This window comes from Singulisphaera photorubra, assembly GCF_045290345.1.
Taxonomy (GTDB): Bacteria; Planctomycetota; Planctomycetia; order Isosphaerales; family Isosphaeraceae; genus Singulisphaera.
On record NZ_CP155447.1, the window covers coordinates 8,211,138 to 8,235,575 of the forward strand.

Annotated in this window: 18 protein-coding genes; 12 read left to right on the top strand and 6 right to left on the bottom strand. The window is 62.3% G+C overall.

The window, feature by feature from the left end; translation table 11 throughout:
- Nucleotides 1-39: 39 nt before the first annotated feature.
- Entirely contained in the window at nucleotides 40-666 is a 627-nt protein-coding gene (locus V5E97_RS30910) for a hypothetical protein (protein WP_406695404.1), read from the bottom strand.
- A 321-nt stretch (nucleotides 667-987) separates the two neighbouring features.
- Here V5E97_RS30910 and V5E97_RS30915 point away from each other — a divergent pair, with 321 nt between their 5' ends.
- The 4 genes from V5E97_RS30915 (at nucleotide 988) to V5E97_RS30930 (ending at nucleotide 10,080) form a co-directional block, all read left to right on the top strand.
- Nucleotides 988-1,623 carry a sigma-70 family RNA polymerase sigma factor gene (locus V5E97_RS30915; RefSeq protein WP_406695405.1) on the top strand — a complete coding sequence of 212 codons (636 nt, stop codon included), beginning with the start codon at nucleotides 988-990 and terminating at the stop codon, nucleotides 1,621-1,623.
- Nucleotides 1,624-1,627: 4 nt separating this feature from the next.
- The gene (locus V5E97_RS30920; RefSeq protein ID WP_406695406.1) at nucleotides 1,628-5,179 is read left to right on the top strand and encodes a protein kinase domain-containing protein; all 3,552 of its coding nucleotides are present in this window, start codon (nucleotides 1,628-1,630) and stop codon (nucleotides 5,177-5,179) included.
- 360 nt (nucleotides 5,180-5,539) lie between these two features.
- Nucleotides 5,540-9,520: an LPS-assembly protein LptD gene (locus V5E97_RS30925; RefSeq protein ID WP_406695407.1), complete on the top strand. Its 3,981-nt coding sequence runs from the start codon at nucleotides 5,540-5,542 to the stop codon at nucleotides 9,518-9,520.
- A 59-nt stretch (nucleotides 9,521-9,579) separates the two neighbouring features.
- Entirely contained in the window at nucleotides 9,580-10,080 is a 501-nt protein-coding gene (locus tag V5E97_RS30930; protein WP_406695408.1) for a diacylglycerol kinase, read from the top strand.
- Between the two features lie 60 nt (nucleotides 10,081-10,140).
- Here V5E97_RS30930 and V5E97_RS30935 read toward each other — a convergent pair whose 3' ends face one another.
- The 4 genes from V5E97_RS30935 to V5E97_RS30950 form a co-directional block, all read right to left on the bottom strand.
- Nucleotides 10,141-10,725 carry a molybdopterin-dependent oxidoreductase gene (locus tag V5E97_RS30935; protein ID WP_406695409.1) on the bottom strand — a complete coding sequence of 195 codons (585 nt, stop codon included), beginning with the start codon at nucleotides 10,723-10,725 and terminating at the stop codon, nucleotides 10,141-10,143.
- Nucleotides 10,726-11,023: 298 nt separating this feature from the next.
- Nucleotides 11,024-12,841: an Hsp70 family protein gene (locus V5E97_RS30940; protein WP_406695410.1), complete on the bottom strand. Its 1,818-nt coding sequence runs from the start codon at nucleotides 12,839-12,841 to the stop codon at nucleotides 11,024-11,026.
- A gap of 103 nt (nucleotides 12,842-12,944) precedes the next feature.
- Nucleotides 12,945-13,421 carry a DUF2760 domain-containing protein gene (locus V5E97_RS30945; RefSeq protein ID WP_406695411.1) on the bottom strand — a complete coding sequence of 159 codons (477 nt, stop codon included), beginning with the start codon at nucleotides 13,419-13,421 and terminating at the stop codon, nucleotides 12,945-12,947.
- 257 nt (nucleotides 13,422-13,678) lie between these two features.
- Entirely contained in the window at nucleotides 13,679-13,921 is a 243-nt protein-coding gene (locus V5E97_RS30950; protein ID WP_406695412.1) for a hypothetical protein, read from the bottom strand.
- A gap of 205 nt (nucleotides 13,922-14,126) precedes the next feature.
- Here V5E97_RS30950 and V5E97_RS30955 point away from each other — a divergent pair, with 205 nt between their 5' ends.
- Together V5E97_RS30955 and V5E97_RS30960 are read left to right on the top strand one after the other, a co-directional pair.
- A complete protein-coding gene (locus V5E97_RS30955) occupies nucleotides 14,127-14,489 on the top strand; it encodes an STAS domain-containing protein (RefSeq protein WP_406695413.1) in 363 nt (120 codons plus the stop codon).
- Nucleotides 14,490-14,791: 302 nt separating this feature from the next.
- Nucleotides 14,792-16,525 (top strand): hypothetical protein, encoded by a 1,734-nt coding sequence (locus V5E97_RS30960; RefSeq protein WP_406695414.1) that lies wholly within the window; start codon nucleotides 14,792-14,794, stop codon nucleotides 16,523-16,525.
- A 239-nt stretch (nucleotides 16,526-16,764) separates the two neighbouring features.
- Here V5E97_RS30960 and V5E97_RS30965 read toward each other — a convergent pair whose 3' ends face one another.
- Nucleotides 16,765-17,784 carry a beta-ketoacyl-ACP synthase III gene (locus tag V5E97_RS30965; protein WP_406695415.1) on the bottom strand — a complete coding sequence of 340 codons (1,020 nt, stop codon included), beginning with the start codon at nucleotides 17,782-17,784 and terminating at the stop codon, nucleotides 16,765-16,767.
- Between the two features lie 380 nt (nucleotides 17,785-18,164).
- Between V5E97_RS30965 and V5E97_RS30970 the strand changes: the two genes are divergently transcribed.
- The 6 genes from V5E97_RS30970 (at nucleotide 18,165) to V5E97_RS30995 (ending at nucleotide 24,361) form a co-directional block, all read left to right on the top strand.
- Nucleotides 18,165-18,587 (top strand): hypothetical protein, encoded by a 423-nt coding sequence (locus V5E97_RS30970; protein WP_406695416.1) that lies wholly within the window; start codon nucleotides 18,165-18,167, stop codon nucleotides 18,585-18,587.
- A 201-nt stretch (nucleotides 18,588-18,788) separates the two neighbouring features.
- Complete coding sequence (holA, locus tag V5E97_RS30975) at nucleotides 18,789-19,793, top strand: DNA polymerase III subunit delta (RefSeq protein WP_406695417.1); 1,005 nt, start codon at nucleotides 18,789-18,791, stop codon at nucleotides 19,791-19,793.
- A 5-nt stretch (nucleotides 19,794-19,798) separates the two neighbouring features.
- A complete protein-coding gene (locus V5E97_RS30980; RefSeq protein WP_406695418.1) occupies nucleotides 19,799-21,583 on the top strand; it encodes a cytochrome c peroxidase in 1,785 nt (594 codons plus the stop codon).
- A 61-nt stretch (nucleotides 21,584-21,644) separates the two neighbouring features.
- Nucleotides 21,645-21,860: a hypothetical protein gene (locus tag V5E97_RS30985; protein ID WP_406695419.1), complete on the top strand. Its 216-nt coding sequence runs from the start codon at nucleotides 21,645-21,647 to the stop codon at nucleotides 21,858-21,860.
- A gap of 446 nt (nucleotides 21,861-22,306) precedes the next feature.
- Nucleotides 22,307-22,567 carry a hypothetical protein gene (locus V5E97_RS30990; RefSeq protein ID WP_406695420.1) on the top strand — a complete coding sequence of 87 codons (261 nt, stop codon included), beginning with the start codon at nucleotides 22,307-22,309 and terminating at the stop codon, nucleotides 22,565-22,567.
- A gap of 300 nt (nucleotides 22,568-22,867) precedes the next feature.
- Complete coding sequence (locus tag V5E97_RS30995; protein WP_406695421.1) at nucleotides 22,868-24,361, top strand: transglutaminase-like domain-containing protein; 1,494 nt, start codon at nucleotides 22,868-22,870, stop codon at nucleotides 24,359-24,361.
- Nucleotides 24,362-24,438: the final 77 nt, after the last annotated feature.

Below are 24,438 nucleotides of genomic sequence, written 5' to 3' on the forward strand. Positions count from 1 at the left end.
TCAAGGCACCCAAGGCCCGACACGAGGTTTCGTGACGGCCTAACGGAGGGTGCGGGAAGGCCTTTGTAAATCCGCGCTCCGCTGGATTTCGGCGAGGATCTCCGACGGCCCGCGATTCAGGAGCTCGTCGGAGATGAAGTGTGTCGAGGCGCCCGGAAAGTTTGTGGCACTCTCGTGCCCCGGCGTGCCCCTGACGTCGGCCAGAATGTTCAGTAGCTCCAGAAAATGGTCGGGGTTCTCAGAGGGATGACGGATGAAGTGAACGTCGGCGTGGTCGCCATCGGCCTGATGCCCTCTGATCGTTACCGCGTAGCGGGGATCTTGCCGGTTTTGGTGTTCGAGATAGCGCCGCAAGTCGTTGTGGTTCGTCGTGATTGGGACTTGAGACTGAGGACTTGCCAGTTCCCGAAGCGATTCAGGTAACCACAGATGGATCACCTCGGAACGGACGATGATGCCCGAATCGCTCGCGTTCTCGTTGCACTCGTCCCCTTGAGCCGGTCCGCTCGGAGGCACATTCGCCCAAGCGATCATGGCCAAAGCCGCGGCAAGAAGGATGGCCGCCCCGAACGCCTCGCTCCTGACCGGGGGCAGGCGTCGCAGCCAGCGGAAGGCCGTAAGCCAGTTCCCTCGAACCATGGCTCCGGCCGTTTTCAAGCGGGGCAATGGGGAATTCTTGTGGACATCGCACGATTGGAGCATGGCGAGGTTTCAACGAGGCCGCTGGATTTGGAACGATCCCTACCTCTTGAACCGCGCGACTCGCCTTCGACGGGACAAGGCGGACGACGATTTCTCGCAGGCTGAATCGGGAGCCTCGTCGTTCGTGTTCACCAGATTCGGACGTTGATTCTCGAAAATCATGTCTCGTTCAGGGGAGTAGGCGCGGTTAACTACTTGGAGCGGGTCGCGCGCGTTGGGCGGCGGCCTTCGGTTGACTGACCACTCCACCTTTTAGGTTGTGAGTGGCCGTTGTGGTGACCCTTTATGACGTGCAACTCGAGTGAAACGACCCGATTGCTCGAGCAAGTGGCTGCGGGCGACCAGCAGGTTTTGGAAACGCTCCTGGCCGGGCACCGCCAACGGCTTCGTCGCATGATCGCGGTGCGGCTCGATCAGCGACTCCGAAAGCGGATTGACCCTTCGGACGTCATCCAGGAGGCGTACCTGGAGGCCTCGATTCGGCTGATGAGTTATCTGCGCTCACCCACGATGCCGTTCTTCTTGTGGCTCCGATTTCTCACGTCCCAGAAGTTGGTCACGTTGCATCGGCATCATCTGGGTGTCCGGATGAGAGCCGCGAACCAGGAGGCGACTTGTCACCCTGGCACTTTTCCCGAGGCCTCCTCAGTCGCGATGGCTGCCCAGTTCCTGGACCATGGCACCCGCCCTAGCGAAGCCGCGATCCGTGCCGAGAGGAAGGAGCGGGTCCGGAGAGCCCTCGACGACATGGCCCCACTCGATCGAGAAGTGCTGGCGATGCGGCATTTCGAGCAGTTGAGCCGGCTCGAAATCGCGACGGTGCTTGGCGTTTCCGAGGCCGCGGCCGGCAAGCGGTATATCCGTGCGCTTGAGAAGCTGAAGCAGGTTTTGAATCCTTCCGGCAGCGACTGGGAGGGCTGATCCCATGAGCGACCAGCCCTCCGAATCCGACTCTGTCGAGCTCTTGGTCGATGAATATCTGGAGCGATACCGACGGGGCGAACAGCCGTCGTTAACCGACATCACCGAGGCACATCCCGCGCATGCTGAGCGGATCCGATCACTCATCCTGGCCATGTTGGCCGTGGAAGAGTACGGAGCCGGAAGCGAGTTTAGCACGCTGTTGGGCCGATCGGCATCACACGCTCGGATGCCCCAGCGGCTGGGCGAGTACCTCCTGATCCGCTCCATCGGGTCGGGTGGCATGGGGATGGTGTACGAAGCAGTTCAGGAATCGCTGGGCCGGCACGTGGCCTTGAAAACGATCCCTTCCCGTCAGCCTGAAGACGCGACTCGTCTCGAACGCTTCCGCCGTGAGGCCCTCGCCGCGGCGCGGCTGCAGCATGCCCATATCGTCCCTGTGTTCGGTGTTGGCGAACACGACGGCCTTCACTTCTATACGATGCAGTTCATTGAAGGGCACGGACTGGACTTGATCCTTCGCGAGGTCGATCGACTCCGGCGTGAACCGGTTGACGATGACGACACCGTCGATGCGACGGATGGCCGGGAGCTTTCAAGCGGCCTCGCCTGGGGCCTTCGTCATGGTCGCTTCCTCCCTCAGTCGCAATCACCCGCCGAATCTGCCTCTGCCTTTGAAACAAGGCAGCGGATTCCGAGCACTCGGGTCAACCGGTCCGGTCTGCCTCATCTCACCGAGGCCCGATACCTGGATAGCGTGGCGTGGCTCGGCGTCCAGGTCGCAGAGGCCCTCGAGTACGCCCACCGGCAAGGCGTTCTCCACCGCGACATCAAACCCTCCAACCTCCTGATGGACGTCCAGGGGCATGTTTGGGTCACGGACTTCGGGCTGGCCAAAACTCAAGACGACGACGAGCTCACGCAGACCGGCGATATCGTCGGAACCCTGCGATACATGGCGCCGGAGCGGTTCAATGGCTGGTCCGATCCAAGGAGCGATATCTTCGCCCTGGGGGCGACGTTGTATGAGCTCTTGACGTTCCGGCCAGCCTTCGACGAGCCGGACCGGATCAAGTTGATTGATCGCCTCTTGCACGGCAGTCCCTCGCCGCTTCGCCAACTCGATCGGCGGTTCCCGCGCGATCTGGAGACGATCGTCCTCAAGTCGCTCGCCAACATTCCTGGCGAACGATACGCCACCGCCGGTCAGTTAGCGGAGGACCTTCGTCGGTTCGTCGCGGGCCGACCAATCCTCGCCCGTAGATCCAACGGGGTCGAGCGGGTCTGGCGGTGGTGCCGCCGAAATCCGGCGGGGGCCGGGATGGTCGCCATCGTGGTGGCGGCGTTGATGGCCACCGTGACGATGTCGATACTTTATGCCAGACAGCAAGGAATTTCCGCACAGAAGGTCCGGGTCTTGGCGACCGATCTGGCCAAGCAGCGCGAGAGTCTCCGAGCCTCCGTCGCCGAAACTCGCCGCGCCCTGGCCATAAGCGAGTTCGACCGTGGCCGGGCGGCCCTGCTGGACGAGGATTTCGGCCTCGGTCTCCTCTGGATGATGGCGACCTGGCGGTCGGCCATCGACGCGAATGACCCCGACTGGCAGCGCGTCGCACTTGCCAACCTGTCCGCCTGGTGCGTTCGCCTCCCGCGTCTCAAGGCGCTGCTCTCTCACGAAGAACCCGTCGAGGCCGCGGCCTTCAGCCCCGACGGCATGACGATTCTCACCGGCGGCGATGACTTCACGGCGCGGCTCTGGGACGCCGCCTCGTCGCGGCCGATCGGTGATCCGGTGCGACACCTCGGTGTGGTCAATGCCGTTGCCTTCAGTCCCGACGGCAAGACCGTGCTCACCGGGAGCGGCGACGGCATCGCCCAATTCTGGGACGCCGCTACCCTGCGGCCGCTCGGGGTACGATTGCGACACGCGGACGCGATCCTGGCCGTGGCGTACAGCCCCGACGGCAGGACCGTGCTCACCGCGAGCAAGGATCGGACGGCACGACTCTGGAATGCCACCACCGGACGACCGATCGGAAAACCGCTTGAGGCATTTCTGCCGATCACCGCCGTCGCATTCCATCCCGAGGGCAAAGTGGTCGCCACCGCCAGCAGGGACTTCCAGGCCCAGCTCTGGAACGCCTCCAATGGGAAGCCGATCGGTCCCCCCTTGCGACACAATGGAGAGGTCTACGCGGTGGCGTTCAGCCCCGACGGCGAGACTCTCCTTACCGGTTGTTTCGGCGGTGTAGAAAATGCCTGGGAGGTGGCCACCGGTCTCCCCATTGGCGACGAGCGGAGATCGCATCGGGGTCACCTCCGGGGCATCGCGTTCAGCCCCGATGGTCGGACCTACGTGACGGGAAGCCAGGACAAGTCGGCACGCCTCTGGGATGCCGCGACGCATGATCCACTCGGCCCTCCCCTGATTCACCAGGGGCCGATCGTCGCGGTGGCGTTCAGCCCCGACGGTCATTCCCTCCTCACCGCCAGCAGCGACTACACCGTTCGGGTGTGGGATACGGAATCCTGCCGGTATCCCGCGCCGAGTCTGGGGATACCGGGGGGCGGGCAGGCCGTCGCGTTTCGTCCCGATGGAAAGTCGTTCTTCGGCGCCAACCGCGGCGGCATCACGCGGCTCTGGGACGTTGACACAGGTCGCCAAGTGGGCGAAAAGATCCACGCGCAGGGCAAGGTCAGGAGCGTCGCGTGTAGCCTTGATGGCCAATCCGTCCTCGTTGGCGGCGATCCTGCACAACTTTGGGATGTGTCCACCACCCAGCCCAGGGGATGGGCCCTCTCGCACCCGGGAGGTGCCGACGTGGTGGCGTTCCACCCCAATGGCAAGGTCGTCGTCACCGGGGGGGCCGACCGGACGAGCCGCTTTTGGGCCGTCGACACCGGTGCACCGATCGGCTCACCGTTTACCCACTCTGGCACGGTCGACGCGGTGGCGTTCAGCCTCGACGGCAAGACTTTTGCCACTGGCCTTGATGGCGGTACCGCGCGGGCCTGGGACGTGACCACCCGGCAACCCGTCGGAGAGGCCCTGCGGCACCCAGGCGCGGTCAGTGCCTTGGCGTTCAGCCCCGACGGTAAGAGCATCGTCACTGGGTGCGAGGACGGCATGGCTCGCCTGTGGGACGTGAGCACGGGTGAGCTTCGGATTCCACCTCTCCCCCACCAGGCTTGGGTCTTTGCCGTGGCGTTCAGCCCCGACGGTGCGACCGTTCTCACCGGGAGTCGGGATCAATCGGCGCGGCTCTGGGATGCCGCCACCGGACAGCCGATCGGACCGCCGTTCGGGCATCTGAATCATGTCTGGGCCGTCAGCTTCGCCCCCGACGGAAATTCAATCCTGACCGGAGATGTCGATAGCACGGCACGCGTGTTTGCGATGGCCCCGACGTTGCCCGACGACCTGGAACGAGTCGCCCGCCGGATGGAGGTTTTCACGGGGCTGAGGCTTGATGCGACCCGAAGGTTCGTCGTGCCCCTCGACAATGCGACCTGGCGGACAACGCGCGACCGTTTGAAGCGATCGGAGGGACGATAAAAAGGGGCCGGTGATTGAGCTCGACGGGTGGGCTAAGGTCGGTGGTGATGGAGGGTGATGGATCAGCCGCGGTTCTTGGGTTGACGCTTTGGATCATCACGGCTATCTTGCCCGCCGATTGTCCTGTCAAAAGTCATGTCCTGATTCAAACGATTGTCACCTTGCGGATCTGAACGAGCGACGTGCCGCGTCGCTACCGACCGCTAACCCGGTCACGTTTGGAACGCCTCGAATAACGCTTGGGACTTTGACGCTTTTCGGAGCGCGAATTACGTGATTCCGAGATGCGACGTCCAATCAACGGGCTCGGCCAGGGAAGGCCGGCCCTTGCGGTGGCTTGGTCGACTATGGGGAGGTGCCGTGCGATTGCACGAGCAAACCACCGACAGCACGCGTCGGACATGGTGCTGGATCATCCTGGGGATCACGCTCGCTCCGAGCCCTGTTCTGGCTCAGAGCCAAGCGGAGTCCGCCCAGCTGGCTCGATCGGCAGACCCGATCGATCTGGCCGCGGGCTCGATCCGACACTGGAGTCAGGGCCCCGATCAATGGCTGCTGCTCCAGGGGAAGGTCGCCATCCTCCAGGGATTGGAAGGTGTCCGCGCTAATCAGGCGGTCATCAGAGTCACTCGGTCCGAGACGCAAACCGGTGCCTTGCATCGGCTCGACGTCTACGCCGAGGGGCAGGCGCAGCCTATCGGCCGCCCTGTCTCTCCGTTGCCCGTCTATCGAACCACACTTGTGACGGACAAGAATGTCCGTTTCAAGCCATATGACAATAAAGTGGTGGCTCGTGAAGCCAGCCCCCCGAAGGGGCTGGCGATTCTCGACCGCGCGTTCCCCGCGTCAGCACTCGCCAAGGCCTCAGGTTCGGCCGTGCCGCCGCGCACGCGGCCAGCGGACAGACCGGTTGAACCGCCGGCCGCGCTCGCGACGATACCGGAGATCGACCTGACTCCATCGGCCGTTACGCCAACGACGGTCACCCGTCGCGCGTTGCCCGCGGCTCAAGCGGCCGCGGCGCCTCGTGCCGTCACGCCTCGACCGAGCTCTCGTCCGATCATCCCGGTCGAGCACTTGAACGAGTCGATGCCCGTGGTCGTTCCCACTCCGGCGGATGTCTCGCCCGCCACTCTAGCCAGTCGCGGGTACCCCGTGACCGAAGGGATCGAGACTTCGCGTCAAGCTGCGCCGCCGCCAACCACTCGCCCGGTTGTGCCGGTCACCGAACCGTTGCCGGAGCTTGCTCCCGTGCCCCCGGAGGTCGCGCCGGCGACGGCCGCGAGTGCGGAGAGGACCGGGAAAATGGACCGGGTCGTGGTTCCGACCCAGTTCGAGCCGGAAGGCTTTGATGGAGGTTCGCCGGGAGACCCACCGGGCGGGTTCCCTGCCCCGGCTGAGTCGCCGGAGATGGAGGATGCGCCGAGCGTACCCAATCTCTCGCCGTTTCCGCTCGAGCCCCCGACCGAACTGGACCCACTGCCTGGTCCGGCCCTGACGCCTAACCCCCGCTTGCCGGAGGGCGGTGCCGCGGCGCCTGCCAGGCCCGCGCCGCCCACGATTCCGATCATGCCCGGCACGCAGCGCACCACGCGGATGAATTCCCGCGACGGAACTCCGTACACCTTGCAGACTCTCCCGAACGCCGGTGGTTTCAGCACGATCGTCATTCGGGGAGGGGTGAACGTCCTCACCGTGTCGCCGCCTCCGGTCGGCCTCATCGACCTCTCCGCGGATCGGGTTATCATCTGGCGAAAGATGGATGCCAAGACGATCACTGGTCCCAACGGGGAAAAGATCGAGTCGTCCGGTGACCCGATGGAAGTCTATCTCGAAGGTCACGTGATCATCCGCCAGGACAAGCAGGAGGTGGCCGGCACCGGCGATCAGCAGACTTATCATGCCGAGAAGGCCTACTTCAACATCCAGTCGGGTCGACTCATCGCGGTTGATGCCGAGCTCGACATGTTTGCTCCCGGCCTGATCGCTCCGACGAAGATGTTCTCGCCGCGGATCGAACAGTTCCGTCCGTTGGTTCCGGGCACGGATGGTGGCATGATCTACGGTCGCGAGGAGATTCGGGCCGACCAGACCATGATCACCGGCAGCCGATTCCCGGTCCCTGGGTACCGATTCACCAGCCGCTCGATCGACATCAATCACGTCGTGAGCGCGAAGACCGACCCGAATACGGGCCAGAGCGTGGGAGATCCCCGTGACCCCCGCACCGAGCCCGACTTGACCTGGCGGATCGATGCGCGGCGAAACGTGTTCTATCTCGGGCCCCTGCCCGTCTTCTACTGGCCTCGGATCCTCGCCAACGCCGACGACATCGAACCCCCGATCCGACAGATCCGCTACGGCTACAACAACTACCTCGGACATCAAATCCTCACCGACTTCAACGGATTCCGTCTGTTTGGCATCCGCAAGCCGGATTGGATCGACAGCTGGAACGTCGATATCGACTACTTGAGCATGCGGAGCCAGCAGTTCCCGGCTCTCGGATCTGAGATCGGCTGGTTCGGCAAGGACTTCGTGAGCGACCTGTTTGACCCGTACCGACGCAATATTCGCGAGACGGACCGAGTCGGACCTGACGGCTACTTCGGCTATCTGGATATGTGGGGACTGAGAGACGACGGCATCGACGTTCTCGGTACCGGTCCAGCGATCGTCACGCCGTCTGGAGACATTCGCCTTCCCGACGGGACGGTCCCGGGCAAACGGGGCTATCAACGAGGAATCAGCGGAATTCCAGGGCTGCCCAATGGTGTTCCCCCGTTCCAGAAATATCGAGGCCGCATCAATATGCGGCACATGCAGTCACTTCTTGGGGCTGATGCCGATCCTTACGAGGACTTTCGGTTCCAGGTGGAGGCTGCCTACGTCTCCGACCGTCAGTTCCTGGAAGAATACTACAAACGATTGACCGAGACCGGGCTCGACCAAGAGACCCTCGGCTACGTCATTCGTCAGAAAGACAACTGGGCCTGGTCGATCTGGACCGAGGCCAATCTGCAGAACTTCAACACGGAGACCCAGTGGCTTCCACGGCTCGACTATTACCGCCTGGGTGATTCCCCGCTGGGGAACTTGCTGACCTACAGTCAGCACTCAGGTATCGACTACGCAAATGTTCACACAGCCGTGGAAGTGAACAATCCTAATATCTTTGCCTTCATGCCGTATGATCCGATCTCGAACACCAGCGGCGTCTTCCGATCGGGGCGTGCTTTTACCAATCACGAACTCGACCTGCCGTTGAACTTCGACAATATTCTTCGGGTTGTTCCCTACGTCCAGGGACAAGCCGTCGGCTGGGACAATCAGATCAGCGGCAATGCCGTCGGTCGAATCTGGGGCGCTGCGGGAGCCCGTGCCGACATCATGGCGTGGAGGCGTTATCCCGACATCGAAAGCGACCTGTTCAACGTCCATGGCTTGAACCACAAGGTCAATTTTCAGGTCGACTATCGTAACGCCTATTCCAACGTGAACCTGAATGAGATTGGAGTGCAGGACGACCTCGACGACAACACGTACGAGTTCGTGCGACGCTACTTCGCGCTCTTCCAGTACCACGGCGGAGTCCTCCCGGCGCAGTATGATCCTCGCCACCTCATCCTGAGGCGGGGGATCTCGCCGATCACCGGGACGACCGACGTTCAGGGGACCATTCAGACCCTGCAACTGAACATGCACTCGCGACTGCAGACCAAACGGGGACCCGAGGGCCGACGGCGGATCATGGACTTCATGACCTTCGACCTCTCGAGCACCTACTTCCCCTACGCCCAGCGCGATAATTTCGGCAAGGCCTTCGGCCAGAACTCATACAACTGGCAGTGGTTCCTCGGCGATCGAACGAGCCTGGTTTCTTACGGCTGGTTCGAGTTCTTCGACATCGGGGGCAAGCCGAAAATCCAGGCGAGCAAGAATCTGGCTTCGGACCCATTTGGCCTGAATGTGATTACGTCGGGAATTTCGATCAGCCGCCCCCCACGTGGGAATATCTTTATCGGTTACACGATCCTCGATAGCGGTCAGATCACGACCTCGGCGTTGAACCCCAGCGTCAGCTACTGGATGAGCCCGAAGTGGTACGGGACGTTCTCCACGTCGTATGACTTCGGTAACGCAATCTGGCTGTCGTCGATGTTCTCGTTCACTCGGGTTGGTGCCGACTACCTGACGACGATCGGCTTGGTGGTCGATCCGCAGCGAAACAATTTCTCCCAGCTCGCGATTGCGATCTCGCCACGCCTCAGCCCTGGAATCCGCCTGGGATCGGGAAGTGGGCTGAGCCAGTTCGACTCGCGCTATGCACCGACACAATGACCATGAATGAGTTACGGGATCCATCCGGACGAGTTCCGAATCGACCTGGGGGCCAGTTCATGATCGACGGAACTCACGAGGCTGAGATGCCGCGCGGACTATTGACGGCTCCGACTCCGGCCCCGGCTCCGGATCGCGATGACGAATATAGCGAGTTCGACCCGCCTGATATCTGGATGGCCCGAGCGGGCCGTCGGAACTCACGCGAGAAGTTCGCCGCCGGACTCCGCGGGTTGAAGCACGCGATTCGAGGCGACTCGAGCTTCTTCGCCCATGCCTACCGCGGGATCCTGATCGCCATGACGGCCGCCCTGCTCGGGGTCAGCCCCTGGTCCTGGTGTCTGCTCGTGATCGCGGCCTGTCTGGTGCTGCTGTCCGAATTGACACATAGCGCCATTGATACGCTGGCGCGGGCGGTCGGGGATCCCGAGTCGCCGCCGTTCCGGATGGCGCGAGAGATCGCGGCGGCATGCGTCCTGGTCGCCGCCTTCGGATCAGGCGCCGTGACCGTGGTTGTCCTGACCATGAAGTTCGGAGAACTGCTCGGTTGGTGGAACTGAGCAACAGCCTGGTATCGACCCCCAAGGCCGGAGCTCAGCGGCCGGGGGGCTGGTTCGAGATCAACTCCGCCTCCTTCGAGAACAGAGCCGGCCTGCTCCAGCCAATCCACGGTGGCCGCTCCAGGGCTGCAAAATGCGGATCTTACTCGTTTGAAGCTCGATCGCTTTCCTGGGATTTATGAAGCGCAGCGTGTGCGGCCTCATCGGCTGGACGGGTGTCCCGGCTCTGCGCACCGTCAGTTCGATCCGGCTGAGATACTTCACATTGGCGCAGTCATCGAGCTCATCGGTGTGGCAGGCTGCGGGATCCTTGATCAGGAACCGAATCGGGCCACCATGTTCGAGGCCGAGGGACTGATCTCCAAGCCGGTAGACCACGATCCCTTCGCCCCGGACTGCCTGAAGTGGGACCGAGACATGGAAGTCGTCGCGATCGGCATGGAGCGTCAGGTAATTCGCTTCGGGGCGTGGGCGGACCTTCTCCAGCAGCACTTCCAGAACCACGCCGTCGCCCTGTCGCTGGGGATGAAATCGCGAGACATCGCGCACCTGCGCTGACTCGGGCAAGCGTGCGAGGTCCTCAAACGTCAGCTCCAGCGGATGTTCGACCGCCCCGTCGAGTTTCAGAACCAGAGACTTGTCCATCAGTTTTCATTCCGTCGTAAAAAAAGAGGGGCGGGCACCGGTGACGTTGTCTGCTTCCAGTCGAGAGGTAAACGATCGCCTAACCTACTGATGATTTTATCAAAGGTTTGCGACTCATCCCGTTGGGTGGGCACGGCTCACCGTCCCGATCTTCTTACCAAAGCGGAGGTTGAGATGGTGGGCCGTGCCCACCCTACGGGAATCGATGGTCCCACGATGACGTTAAAGCTAATCTCGCTGAAGCAGAGGAAAACGGGTCGGGTGACGCTTTACGTCGCGAGGACGCAGTCGCCTGCTTCTACGAGGTCTCAGCCGGCTCGCGGACGTTGAATTCGAGCTTCCACCGGCGGTCGTCGCGTGTGCTGTTGCACCAGAGTTCCAGCGTGCCCACTTCGGTGACCTGCGAGTGGAGGCGAACTGGGACAGTCTCGCCCGAGTCACCGTCCTCGGCGACCAACGATGTTTCCATGGGCGCCATCTCCTCGAGCTCATCGGGTTGCCAGCGGTCGAGGATCAGCCCGACCGGGTCGTCGCGGCGGGTGGTCGACCCGAGGAAGCGAAACTCCGCAGGTTCGCCGATAACCAGGCCGAATTCGGGGCCAGGAACGTCTCGCTCGGTCCCCTCCTCCATTCCCATCGGCACGACGCAGAGGGCCTTGATTGGCGGGGCCACGCCGGGGACGGCCGGAGCCGAGGTTTCGATCCCGACGTAATAGGCGCGAGGAACACCGCCTCGGATCCGGATTCCTCGACCTTGGCGGACCTGACCGTAGTAGGCCGCCCCGAGCGCAACGGCCAGGTCGAGGTCTTTGGTCTCCAAGGGGGGCACGGGTTCACCGGCCCACGCGGAGAGCACTTCGACGACCCGTTCCCGGAGCTCGGTCGCTTTGAAGACGCCGCCATTGAAGAGGATGGCCGAGGGTCTGAGGGTCGAACCTTTTGCGTGGAGTGACCCTGCTTGCTGTCCCAAGAATCGCGCGAGGTGCCGGGTAATCGCCGGGTCCGACGCATAGGGAAGGCCGATCTCGGTCAGGCCCACGCGACGACCGCGAGCGGGCATGTCGGTTGGATCGCAGCGAGGCAGGAACCCATCGAGTAAAACCGTGTTCAAGGCCTCGCGAGTCAGCTCGGTCTTGATGGCGCCGCCGATGACCTTCGAGCCTCGGCCCAGGATCGTCACCGGTGCCGAGGTCTTCTGGGGGCTGGCGAACAGCGTTTCTTTGGCGGCCCGACAGGCATAGGAGAGTGCGACACGCTGCGTGGCGTCCAGTCCCTCCATGCCGTTGGGAAGCGACGTGGCCACGGCATGGGCCAGCGCCAGGTCCATGTTGTCGCCGCCAAGGAGGATGTGCTCACCGACCGCCAGCCGCGTCAGTGCCAGGTCGCCTCCCTGGTCGGTGACGGCGATGAGCGTGAAGTCGGTTGTCCCGCCTCCCACGTCGCAGACCAGGAGGAGGTCGCCCACCTTGACGTTCTTCCGCCAGCTCTCGCCGCGCGCCGAGAGCCAGGAATAAAAGGCGGCCTGGGGCTCTTCAATCAAGGTGACCTGCTCGAACCCCGCCGCGCGTGCCGCCTCGACAGTCAGCTCGCGGGCGACGGCGTCGAACGAGGCGGGGACGGTGAGGAACACGTCCTGATGCTCGAGCCGATCGGTGGTTGTCTTACCGGCGATTTGCTGGTTCCAGGCGTCACGAAGATGCGTCAAGTAGGCGGTCGACGCCTCCACGGGCGAGACCTTTTCGACCCCTTCCGCCGGGTTCAACGGGAGGACCGGACTGCGCCGATCGATTCCGGGATGCGAGAGCCAGCTCTTGGCCGAACTCACGAGCCTCCCTGGGACCTTGGCGCCATGCTCGCGGGCGAAAAGCCCCACGACCTGGTCGGGCCGCGATTTCCAGGGAAGGTCGGTCGCTCCCGCCGGAAACTCCTTGGCTGTGGGAAGGTAGAGGAACGAGGGAAGGACGGGCCGCTCCCCGACGTCGTTGACCCCCACCACCTGGGGAATGGCCAACGCCCGGATCGGCGCCGGGGTGTCGTCGGTCGCTTCGCGGGTGTCGGCATAAGCCAACGCGCTGTTCGTCGTACCCAGGTCGATGCCGACGACGTAGCGTGACATGCTGACTCCTTAACGGTGTGCATCCAAAGAGGATGTGAGCCCTGGGGACTTCGGCTCCGGCGCCGATCAATCCCCCCAAAAAAAGAGGGTGTCGACGGCCGGCTCAGGCGACCTCGATCTCGGCCGGCGAGAGCACCGACGTGTCGTCACGGGCGACCGGGAGGACGGGGAGATGGACCGCCTTGACCCGCCAGCCGTGGTGTTTCAAGATACCTTGGAACGGCGGTGATCCATTCACGTTACCGATCAGGCGGATGGCGGCCGGGTCGAAGTCCGCCGCGATCGTCACCCGTTCTTCCTCGGCGGCGTTCATGATCGGTTCGATCGTGAGGTAATCCCGCAACGACTTACGGCAGCCGCGATGGATGTCCCGGACCGCAGCGCCGATCTGAGCATCGGTGTAGGCGTCGATATCTTCCTCGAGGAAGTCGATCAGCCGCCCGTCGCGTTGGAGGACCGCCAGAACCCGCAGGTCGGGACCGGTTGAAGCCTTGAGAAAGAGCGGTTCAACCCGGGCCGCGAAGTCACGGTCGGTCAGTGTCCGGAAGAATGACTTCAGAGAGAGCCAGAGACGGTTCAAAGGTGACGACTCCTCGTACTCGAGCTGGTGTCCAGGGGCCGGGCGATGATCGATGATCGTCCACTATGCATCCGCGCCGTGGCCGTTCCACCGGCGACTCGCGGCAAGGTCCCACTGCCAGGATCAATTCCCCCACTTTAACCGCATCGTCGTTGCTTGAAAACGCGCGGATCGTGGAGAAAAAATCGGATGTTCACGTTGAATCGGGTGAGTCTGCGCGACCGGTCGGGGCCTCTGAATGCGGCCGTCGACCCGGTTCAATCGGGAAAGGCCGGTTCTGTGGGAGGATTGGACGGCGGGCTGACGTCCTCTCGCTCGTCAGAGTCTCGCGTGGCCACATGGACGTTAACGAAGGGGGCTCGAACGTGAACGCCGTTCCTGGTGCGGACGTTCACCAGCCCACCTCCGTCGTCCGAGCCGACGCGATTGGGGCCGTGACAGCCCAGGAGGGCCCCCGACATGACGAGAGCAATCAGGATTCGGCCGAGGTGGGGTTGCATGACCCATATCTCCCATTTTCCATGAACTTCACCGAGAAGTAGATCGACATCACGCCTTCTCTGAGTTACTTTCATTAAAGAGCAAAGTCCTTGCTCCCCGCGAGTAAGGCTCGGTAGACCGCACCCGGTTCTTCGAGACTTGGCCCACCTGACTTGCCTCGACATTCAAAAACCTGGGCCACGATTCTCAGGAGGCGATATCATCATGTCCTCGTTCCGTACTCGAGAGGAGCCGGATGGTCTCGTCATCATGCTCGACGACGCATCTGGCCTGAATGACTTTCGATCTTCCGCATTCCGCGACATGCTTTATGAACTCGTTGAATCGCTCGAGACACCTCGGATCGCCTTCAACTTGAGCAAAGTGGACTACCTCTCGAGTTCAGGTGTCGCCATCCTCGTCGGTTTGAAGCGGCGGATTGACACGAAAAAGGGCAAGCTCGTCCTCTTCGGCGTCCAGACGGTCGTACACGACCTCCTGCGAATCATGAAGCTTACTCAGTATTTCACCTTCGCCGACGATGAGGGGCGGGCACTGGCGTCCCTTCGTCCGGTCTCTACGGTGTAATCCTCCCTTCTGGTTTCCTCGATACCCCTGCTTACCTACCTTATCGGCTCGCCTGAAGTCGCCGAGCGATGATCGCCGAGTAAATAATCCGTAGCCTTAGCTCGCTGCGCCCTCGGGGCTTTGGGTTCGGACTGATTGGAAAAACCGTCTCGACTCATCCAAAAGGCGCACGATCCGGGGGTTTTTTCAGCCGGACGGCCATCCGAATCAGGGACGGCGGCTCGCGGCGGTTTTACGCCTGGCAGGAAGACGGGCGGAGTGACCGACCCTTTTTTCGAGCCGCATTGGGGAGGGAGTCTTCGATGAAATCCAATAAACGGTCTGACCGGCCCGATTCGAACCGGCTCAAGCTGGGATCGAGCCTCGAGGCACTCGAGCGCCGCACGGTGCTCTCAACGGTTCGCCCATTCACGCCCTGGATTCCGACCGATTTGCCGGTCTACACGGCGGTGACTCACAAGCCGATCGCCTTCTCGATCGACGGCTTGGTCGAACAGGCGAGGCACAATCCTCAGGCGCAGTTCTTGAACAGCCGAGGCAAGATCGTTTCGGGGAAAGATCGCCAGCGGAACGAGTGGACGATCACGGTCCACGGGCCAGGCAGCGTGCTGGTCACCGACTCGACCCCGAACGACGGGATCCTCGACGACGATATCGACACGATTCAGCTCATTGGGACCGACCCGAATCGCACGTATGTGACGGCTCAGACCACAGCCTCGGCCTACACGCCCACTGACGGCACGGTCCTCTTCAACAAGTTGGTCAGCACCACCGGTGTGAAATCGGTCATTCTCAACGGGTTCACCCTGACCCAGACCGTGGCGCCGCCCGAGGGCACGGCGAATTACTCCGACACCGGGATCTTCTTGACCGGTGGCGTGGGCTTGCTCCAGTTCCACAACATCCTTGGCACTTTCGACACCGCGACGTCCAACGCGACCACAGGCGCGGCACGGATTCCTGATGGGCCGATCAACATCGTCATCGGCGATCCGTCGACCCGCTTGAAGGTGGCCCCGACCATCCGGCTGGACAGCATCTTCAACACGGTCATCGATTCTACCGGTGCCCAGGTTGCAACTGATCCCCAGGTCAATCCGACGGTCAACTTCCTTGTGAACGGCGAGTTGCACGGGCTCGAGATCGTCTCTTCGACCCAGCATCCCTACGTCGATCCCGCGCAGCAGCTCAATGGCGTGCAAACGATCCGAGGGCCGATCGGCGGACCGACGTTACGGTACACCAACCCGACGCTCAGCCCGATCGCCAATGCCGGCGTTCAGCCCCTGTTCCCCATCGTCGGATCGACGGGGCGGACGGCAGTCCGAGCCACCGGGATCGGTCAGCTCAAGTCCAAGGCGGGCGTGACCAATGTCACGGCCTCACGCGGCGCTGTCCCGTTCCAGAATGGATTCAGCGGCCTGAGCCACCTCAGAAAGGCCTCGTTCGGCGGGAATGCCGACGCCTTGGGCCTGGATGTGAATGGCCGGATCGGCTCGCTGAAATTCAAGAAGGGACTCGGCAGCCCCGTCGGCAACAGTGCCTCGGCCACTCAACTGGGACTCCCCGAGGGGCAGACCGGCTACCCCGCGGCCGGCTTGCAAGGGGGCCTGGTGACCGCGAGTCGTATTGGCCGGATCAAGGTCCTGCCCGCCAATTCCAACCTGCAAACGGCGAGCAACCCCGACTTTGTCCAGCTCTACCGCCAAGGGTACACGACCTACTTTGCCCGGCCGGGTAACGCGTTGACCTCGTCCGCGATCGTCTCGTCCGGTTCGATCGGGAAGACGAACGTCGTCGGCGAAAGCGTCAACAGTGAGATCAAGGGAGGCTTCCACTACCCGTCCTTCACCGCGGGGCTTGAAGGAACACGGTCCCCGAGCAAGGTCGGGCCGGTCGCAGTCGATGGCGATTTGGTCAACGGCGTTGTCTCGTCGACCTTCCGTCCGGGCCAGAACAACATCTACGGAATCGTCCTCGGATCGCCGGCCCTGGCCGGATCGTGGGCCACTCGAACAGCACCCTGTATGTGACCGGGGGGACCACGCCGCTCTACAACGGGGGCGCGGGTTACTTCGCCCGACAGAAGAACGGTGGATACTTGCCCCCGCCCTCGATCCATCGGAAGGTCAGCAGCGCTCAGTTCTGATTCCGCACGCGGTAAGTACGACGAGCCGTCGCCGGTCTTGGACCGGCGACGGCTCGTTCATTATGTGATTTTCCCAGGCTCAGAGAGTCAGCCGCTCGAGTTAACTCACCCTGTCTTGGCTCATTACCAACGCCAGAGTGCGGTGCCCCAGTTCAAGCCAGCGCCGAAACCGGAGGTCAGGAGCAGGTCGCCTCGATCGATGGACCCGGCCTGCACCAGTTCATCAAGAGCGATGGGGACGGAGCCGGCCGACGTATTGCCGTACCGTTCGAGGTTCTTGAAGACGGCATCGCGATGAAAGCCAAGAACATCGCTTGCGGCGTGAATGATCCGAACGTTGGCCTGGTGAGGGACAAACCAGCGAACGTCATCGACGCCGCAGTTTGCCTGCTTCATCACCTCGACCGTCGAGTCGGTCAAGATCCGGACCGCCCACTTGAAGACCGCGCGGCCGTCCATCGTGAGGAAGTGAAGCCCTTGCTGGAGCGCCTCGGCCGTGGGAGGGATTCGGCTCCCACAGGCGGGACGGCTCAGTAAGTCGCCCCCCGACCCGTCGGAACCAAGTTGGTACGAGACCAACCCTTGCTCCGGAGTTCCGGGCGCAAGCAGGACAGCCCCCGCTCCGTCGCCGAAGAGCGGGAAACTCTTCTGGTCGCCGGGATTGATCACCCGGCTATTGCAATCCCCGCCAATGACGAGCGCGCGCTTGCTGGTTCCGGCCGCTACGAATTGTGCGGCGGTGATGAGCGCGAAGATGAACCCGGCACAGGCCGCCTGGATGTCGAATGCCGGGCAGTTTAACTTCAAACGGTCCTGAACCAGGTTGGCCGTGGAAGGAAAACACATGTCGGGCGTGAACGTCCCCACGACCAGCAGGTCGACCTCGGCTGGATCACAGCCGGCAGCCTTCAGGCAGCGGATCGCGGCCTGAGTGCAGAGGTCGCTCGTGGCCTGGTGCGGAAGCGCGAACCGACGTTCGTGGATTCCTGTCCGATTGACGATCCATTCGGGGTCAAACCCGTGCGAATCACGTAAATCGTGATTGGTCACTACGTTTTCGGGAACGTAGCTGCCGGTCCCGAGGATCTGTATTCCCGTCAGCGAGCGGGTCCGCGGCTCGACGTGCAATTGGCCGTTGCTCATAAGCGATCCGCGACGGTCATCCACCAGGTTCTAGAGTTCCGAGCCCGAGGGACACTCCTCGACGGCGGCCCCTTCCGATTCCGCGTGCGGATCGTTTCTTGTCGTCGCTCAGGACCCGAACAAGGCTCGACGCGAGGTGGGATTCTTGGGAAATCGGGAGCTTTCTGGAAAGCGGCATAGGGCTAATAGCATTCCCCCGGCGAACTGAGATTTGCTTTCGCATGCAAAACCCTGGCTCGAACAAGGAAGTACACGACTATACTGACTGTCTCGCACCCTGGCCAGAGCAATTAGCCCGTGCGGGATTTGGCCCTAACCGGAGTGGCCACCTTTAATTCTGGTTCCTCAAGGAGCCCGGCGGCCACCCCCCGGGACTTGGCATGCCCGAACATTGGATTCGCCTTCGTGGTGGCTGGGACTGGCAAAGCGGTTCCGCCGCCGATGCAACCAAGCGTCCCCTGACCTTGCCGATCGAATGGCCCGCCGGTCAGGCAAGCCCTGTGCGGCTGCTCCGTCGCTTTGGTTGCCCCCCGATCGACCCCCTCCACGAATCCCTTTCGTTACGCCTGGAAAACGTCCCGGGATTGCTTGCGATCCAATTCAACGGTCGCTCCGTGAACGTTCCCCTTGAGGAATCGCTTTCGTTCTCGCTGGAATCGATCGGGCCAATCCTGGCGAAGAACTTGCTGATTCTCGAAGTCGACCCCGCACGTGCAACGCGACCGGGAGAAACGTGGGGCCAGATCGCCCTGATTGTCGAGGCTTCCCGAGGTGATGACGAAAGCCCGGCCGCGACGCCTTGACCGGTATCTCGTTCAATTTCCCGGGGACTGCGGCCCCCGGAGGGGCCGAGAGAACCAATCGACTTGAGTGAACGAACGTGAGTTCAACGTACGCTTGAGTGTTGAGGAGCCGACCGCCCCTCAGGCTGGCGACTGGCGCCGTTGCGATGGTACACTTTGCACCATCGAGCCAAGCGAAGAATCCGAGCGAACGCATCCCGCATGCATGCCATCGACTTTCTCAAAGATCCGACGAAGGTGCCGGTCAAACCGGTCTACGCCGTTTTCGGTGACGACCTGTTCCTGCGCAGGGAGAGCCTGGAAACGATTCGTCGCCAGATTCTCCATGGGGATGACGAGGAGATGGGGCTGACCCGATTCGCCGGGGAGCACGCCTCTCTAGCCGATGTCATCGACGAGGTCCGCACCTTACCCATCTTCGCGAAACGCAAGGTCGTGATCGTCGACGGGGCCGACCCGTTTGTCACCACGCACCGCAAAGAGCTCGAGGCCTATGTCGAGCATCCCTCGACGGCCGGCGTTTTGGTCCTCGCGGTCAAGCTTTGGCCGTCGAATACGAAGCTCGCCAAGTCATTGGAAAAGGTCGGCCTTTCCATTGAATGCAAGGGGCCGGCCGAACGGGTCTTGAGCGCCTGGCTCGTCCACATGGCCAAAGTACGCTCCGAAGTCCGACTTGATTCCGACGCCGCCTCGCTCTTGATCGAACTGGTCGGGACCGAAGTGGGGCTTCTGATCTCCGAGATCGAGAAGCTGGCCGTTTTCGTCGGTGCCAGTGCGCGGATTCAGCGCGACGTCGTGGCGAAAATGGTTGGTGCGGGGCGTATCGAGGACGTTTGGAACGTGCTCAACGCCACCACGACCGGACGCTCTGAGCTCGCCCTCGAGCTTCTCGATCGCCTGCTCGGAGCCGGAGAGCATCCGATTTATCTGCTTGCGGCGATGAGTGCATCGCTGCGCAAGGTTCATCACGCAGGGCAGTTACGAAGAAATCGGATGACCCTGGAACAGGCCTGTGAGGAAGCCGGGATCAAATTCGCCCGGGACAAGGTTCGCCTTCAGCATTCCCACCTCGGTCCGCGCCGGGTCGATCAACTGCCTCGCCTCTTGCTTCAAGCCGACCTCGACCTCAAGGGAGCATCCAACCTGCCCCCTCGAGTGGTCATTGAGAAGCTCCTGACCGAACTCGCCCGCCCCCGACAGGATTAGAGAGAATGCACGCCCTGATTCGCGGCACCGGCCCCTGGTTCGGTGTGTTGAGCATTCTGGCGACCATGGCTTCGGTCCTGGGCGCCGAGAGTTTGGAGCCGGCGGCTCGAGTCGGCCCCAAAGTCCCGGTGGCCCTGGCCTGGGGTGCCGACGGTCGGCTTCAGGTCGCGCTTCGCGAGGCTCGGAAGCTCATCACGGTCGACCCTCAAGGCTGGCAAATCGTCGCCGAGTGGCCGCTGCCGATCCGCCCCGTTTCGCTCGCGTTCGACGAAACCGGGTCGACCTGTTTCGTGGGCGGGGCGGATGGAGAAGCGATCGTTCTCGATCGCGACGGTTCGGTCATTCGAACCCTGCCCGCCGGGAAAGGTCCGACCCGAATGCTCGCGCTTCCCGCGGGGCAGGTGGCGATTGCCTCGCTCTGGGATGCGGCCGTCCGTGTCGTGGATTGGCGTGAGGGACAGGTTGTGGCCACGCATCGCCTGCCGTTCCCGGTGGGAGCGCTGGCAAGAACTGCCGAGGGGCGAGTCGTCGTTGCCGACGCGTTCGGCGGTCATCTGGCCGACCTCGTGCCGGGCCGGCCGGGAAGCGAGCGCGTTCGCGACTTCGAGGGCGTCAACCTCGCGGCCATCGCCGTCTCGGGAGAAGACAACGAACTACTGATCGCGCATATGGAGCAGCTTGAACCTGCGCCGATCACAGAGGCCAACATTGACCGGGGACTCATTCTCTCGAGCCGCCTGAGTGGGGTTCATCTCTCGGAGTTCGACTCGAAAGCGGACGAGCCCTTGAGCCGCCGTCAGGTCGCTCTCGACGGCTCGGTTCACGGTGCCGCCGATCCCAGTGCGCTGGCGCTCAGCCCGGATGGAACCCAGATCTTCATCACGTTGGCCGGGGCGCACCAGGTCCTCAAGAACGACCGATCGAACGGCGCTCCGGCGGCCTCGGCCGGGGAGCAAGGGCTCCGGCCCTTGGGGCACAATCAGCGTCTTCAAGTGCTCGAGGTGGGACGATCGCCCGTGGCGATTGTGTTCGACCGCACCGGCCAGTTCGTTGTGACGGCAGACTCCATGTCCGACCGGCTCTCCGTCCTCAAGGTTGCCGACCTCTCTCGTGTGGCCACTGTGAACCTCAGCCCGGGGGCCCTCTCACGAACCCCCGCGCAACGAGGCGAAGCGCTCTTTCTCGATGGGAAACGGTCGCTCGATCGCTGGATGAGTTGTTCCAGTTGCCACAACTCAGGCCATACCAATGGATTGAACTTCGACACCCTGGGCGACGGCGGATTTGGCGCACCGAAGAACACCCCCAGTCTCCTGGGAGTCGCCGGCACCGAGCCCTCGGCCTGGAACGGGTCACTCGCCCGCCTCGGCGACCAGGTTCACCAGTCCCTTGAATCGAGTCTGCGCGGCCCGGACCCGTCACCGGGGATGGTCCAAGACCTGGTGGCCTACCTGGAAGGGCTCAAGCCTCCGCCGCCTCGCCGGACTCGAGACGATCCTGTCGCCGAGCGAGGAGCGGCCGTTTTTCGATCGAGGCGATGCACGACCTGTCACCGTCCCCCGGCTTACACGATCGCCGGCCTTCGGGATGTCGGGCTCAACGACGGCGCGGGCGGCAATCGCAAGTTTAACCCCCCTTCCCTGCTTGGTGTTGCGTGGTCCGCTCCGTATTTCCACGACGGCAGCGCGGCCACTCTCACGCAGGTACTTCAGAGTCACAGTCCTGGGCAATCCACCCCCCTCAGCCCTCAAGAACGGGATGACCTGGTCGCCTTTCTTGAATCACTCTGACTCCCACGCCTTGCCCCCTTCAGCCTTTCCCACTCCCGCGGACCCAGGTGAGCCGTCGCTCATGGAACATTGCGTTGCAAAAATTGCCGAGATCATTGCCCGAAACCAGAGCGATCGCCGCTCGGTTCTTCAACTGGGCTATAACTTGGGCCGATTGAGCGAATTGACTGGCTTGGGCCGAGAACCCTATTGGGATCGCTGGAAAGACGCTGTTGCCGAATGGGATGAGAAGAAATTATCCGAACTGGCTCAAGAATTGCAGAACCATTCATGCTAAGGAACAGGCTTGGGCTCACGACTCGATTTGATCTGGAAAATGCTCTCACGGGCCACCGAGTTGAATCCGTTCGTCGGCCTTTCTCCTCCCTCTGACTTGCCTGTTTCTGACATCGCTCTTTGACGATCACGAATCGAATGACGCGATTGCGATGGTTTTTCGGAAAGCAGGGGATGGGGGCTCTGTGGTGCTGTTGGAAGGGAGGTTGAACCCGGTTGACGCCATATGGGAAGGATGTCGGAAATGCCGATGAAGAATCGGTTAAACTCGGAATTCTCGGCAGATTCGCCAAGTTTTTCCTTGCTCGATACGCATGAGCTTGTCAGAATAAGAACGTGCTGAAAACTTTCCGATCGATAAGTTCGGCGTTTTCAGAGAAGTTGATTTCGACGCGGGTTAGGTGATTTACTAACGCTTATTGTAGCGTAATGGTGGAATTTAGGGTAATGCGACTCACTCATTCGGATAGCCTGATGACTTTGATGGAACAAGTGGAGTCTCGGGTTCGCCAGTCGACTCACGGCCGGATTCGCAATCTCTTGGTGGAAGAGGTGCAGGGTCGGCTCGTGATCCGTGGCCAGGCTCCGTCGCACCATGCGAGGCAGCTGGCTTTGCACGGTGCATTGGAATTGCTCTCGGGTGATCGGTTCTCCTCGGTCATCACGGTGGGGCGTAGTATTCCGGTCGCCGAAGGGGCGGCCGTCTAGGCGGTTCGGTTTCGTCGGCGGACATCCCTTGGTAAACGATCCACCCCGGCCAATCAAACCGGGGTGTTTCTGTGTCTGGAGCTTGCGGATTCGGACCCGGGGGCGAGGGGTCGTTTGCGTCTTGACTTGAGGGCGGCGCGGATATCGACCATAGTAGGTGACGCCCTTCAGTGACCGAGGCACCCAGGGAAGGACTCAGGCGGAGGATCCGAACCCTCGCCGTTGCCTGCGTTCGGGGTGGGGTGATACTCCCGATCCGTAGGGGCCACGGTCCCATTTCTTTCCGAAAGGTCTTGTTTCATGCGACGGACCCGACGCGGTCTCGGCTTCGGCCTTCTCGTCTTGAGCCTGGGGGCCGTCGTTGCGACGGACACCGCGAGCGCCGAGACCCATGAATCTTGGGACGCGGTCTTTATCTCGGGAGCCAAAGTCGGCTTCATCCATACTTATGTCGAACCCCTCAAGGACAAAGGGAAATCCCTGGTCCGGGTTCGCCAGGATATGGAGTTCACATTCAAACGACTCGACGACCGGGTCACGATCAAGACCATGTACGGTACGATCGAGACGCCGGAGGGGAGCGTTCTCAAGCTCGAGACCAGAACGCTGGCGAGCAATCAGCAGATGACGGCGAGCGGGTCGGTCGTCGACGATAAGATGACCCTCTCTCTGGATGGGGGGGGCCAGCGTCAGCAGGTGACGATCCCTTGGGGGCCGGAGGTCCGTGGCCCCTACGCTGCCGAGCAAAGTCTCTCCCGTTCGCCGATGAAGCCGGGCGAAACTCGTGATCTCCGCATGTATGTTCCCGACCTGAATAAGATTTGCGAGATCAAGCTGGTGGCCAAGTCCACCGAAGAGGTCACACTGGGTGACGGCAAGCGTCCTCTCCTCCGGATCGAGGAGCTCGTGTCGCTCGGCACCAAGCCCGTTCCCGAATATAACACGAGCCTCTGGGTCGACTCGGGCGGACAGGTGCTCAAGAGTCGGAGTGAGATCCTGGGGGGGCTCGACATCTATCGGACGACCCGCGAGGGCGCCCGACTGGGAGGCGACCAGGCTTCGCTCAACCTGACGATCAGTTCGATCGTGAGGGTGACCCACAAGATCGCCAAGCCCGAGACGCGCCGCGACGTGACCTATCGCGTGGGCCTGACGGACGAAGACCCCGCCACAATCCTTCCGACGGACCGCCGACAGAGCACTCGCCCGGGGACGACCAAGAACTCCTCGCTCCTGGACGTCAAAACCGCCCGGCCGACGGACGGCACGGCTGGCCCCGAGACGGTCGACCCTCAGTTCCTTCGTGCCAATTCGTTGATTACGAGTGAAGACCTCACGGTCAAGCAGCATGCGGTCAAGGCGACCGCGGGCGCGGTCGACCCCTGGGATAAAGCGGTCAAGATCACGAAGTGGGTGGCGCAGAACTTGAAGGACAAGAACTTCGAGACGGCCTTTGCCCCCGCCAGTGAAGTCGCTCAGACGCTCGCGGGAGATTGTACCGAGCATGGTGTCTTGGTGGCGGCCATGTGCCGTGCGGTGGGTGTCCCATCGCGTGTCGTGGTCGGCTTGGTCTATTCCGACAGTCTCGGCGGCTTCGGTTTTCACATGTGGAATGAAGTCTACGTCAACCGTCGTTGGGTGGCCGTGGATGCTGCCTTCGATCAGACGGAAGTTGACGCAGTCCACATCAAGCTGGCCGACACCAGCCTTGACGGGGTCTCGCCTTACGAAGCTTTCCTGCCCGTCGTCCGCGTGCTTGGCAAAATGACAATCGAGCCGCTGGAACTTCGTTGATGTCTCCCTGCCGGTCGCGCCGGGCGGCTTCCAGGCCGCTCGGCGACTGCCGGTAATTTGGGTCGTGCCGCTTGTCC

Excerpts from the sequence above, each read along its gene's own strand:
- V5E97_RS30965 (WP_406695415.1), bottom strand. The coding sequence starts at position 17,784 with ATGAGCAACGGCCAATTGCACGTCGAGCCGCGGACCCGCTCGCTGACG.
- V5E97_RS30985 (WP_406695419.1), top strand. The coding sequence starts at position 21,645 with ATGGAACATTGCGTTGCAAAAATTGCCGAGATCATTGCCCGAAACCAG.
- V5E97_RS30980 (WP_406695418.1), top strand. The coding sequence starts at position 19,799 with ATGCACGCCCTGATTCGCGGCACCGGCCCCTGGTTCGGTGTGTTGAGC.
- V5E97_RS30940 (WP_406695410.1), bottom strand. The coding sequence starts at position 12,841 with ATGTCACGCTACGTCGTCGGCATCGACCTGGGTACGACGAACAGCGCG.
- V5E97_RS30950 (WP_406695412.1), bottom strand. The coding sequence starts at position 13,921 with ATGCAACCCCACCTCGGCCGAATCCTGATTGCTCTCGTCATGTCGGGG.
- holA (WP_406695417.1), top strand. The coding sequence starts at position 18,789 with ATGCATGCCATCGACTTTCTCAAAGATCCGACGAAGGTGCCGGTCAAA.
- V5E97_RS30990 (WP_406695420.1), top strand. The coding sequence starts at position 22,307 with ATGCGACTCACTCATTCGGATAGCCTGATGACTTTGATGGAACAAGTG.
- V5E97_RS30930 (WP_406695408.1), top strand. The coding sequence starts at position 9,580 with ATGATCGACGGAACTCACGAGGCTGAGATGCCGCGCGGACTATTGACG.
- V5E97_RS30955 (WP_406695413.1), top strand. The coding sequence starts at position 14,127 with ATGTCCTCGTTCCGTACTCGAGAGGAGCCGGATGGTCTCGTCATCATG.
- V5E97_RS30970 (WP_406695416.1), top strand. The coding sequence starts at position 18,165 with ATGCCCGAACATTGGATTCGCCTTCGTGGTGGCTGGGACTGGCAAAGC.
- V5E97_RS30915 (WP_406695405.1), top strand. The coding sequence starts at position 988 with ATGACGTGCAACTCGAGTGAAACGACCCGATTGCTCGAGCAAGTGGCT.
- V5E97_RS30920 (WP_406695406.1), top strand. The coding sequence starts at position 1,628 with ATGAGCGACCAGCCCTCCGAATCCGACTCTGTCGAGCTCTTGGTCGAT.
- V5E97_RS30960 (WP_406695414.1), top strand. The coding sequence starts at position 14,792 with ATGAAATCCAATAAACGGTCTGACCGGCCCGATTCGAACCGGCTCAAG.
- V5E97_RS30995 (WP_406695421.1), top strand. The coding sequence starts at position 22,868 with ATGCGACGGACCCGACGCGGTCTCGGCTTCGGCCTTCTCGTCTTGAGC.
- V5E97_RS30935 (WP_406695409.1), bottom strand. The coding sequence starts at position 10,725 with ATGGACAAGTCTCTGGTTCTGAAACTCGACGGGGCGGTCGAACATCCG.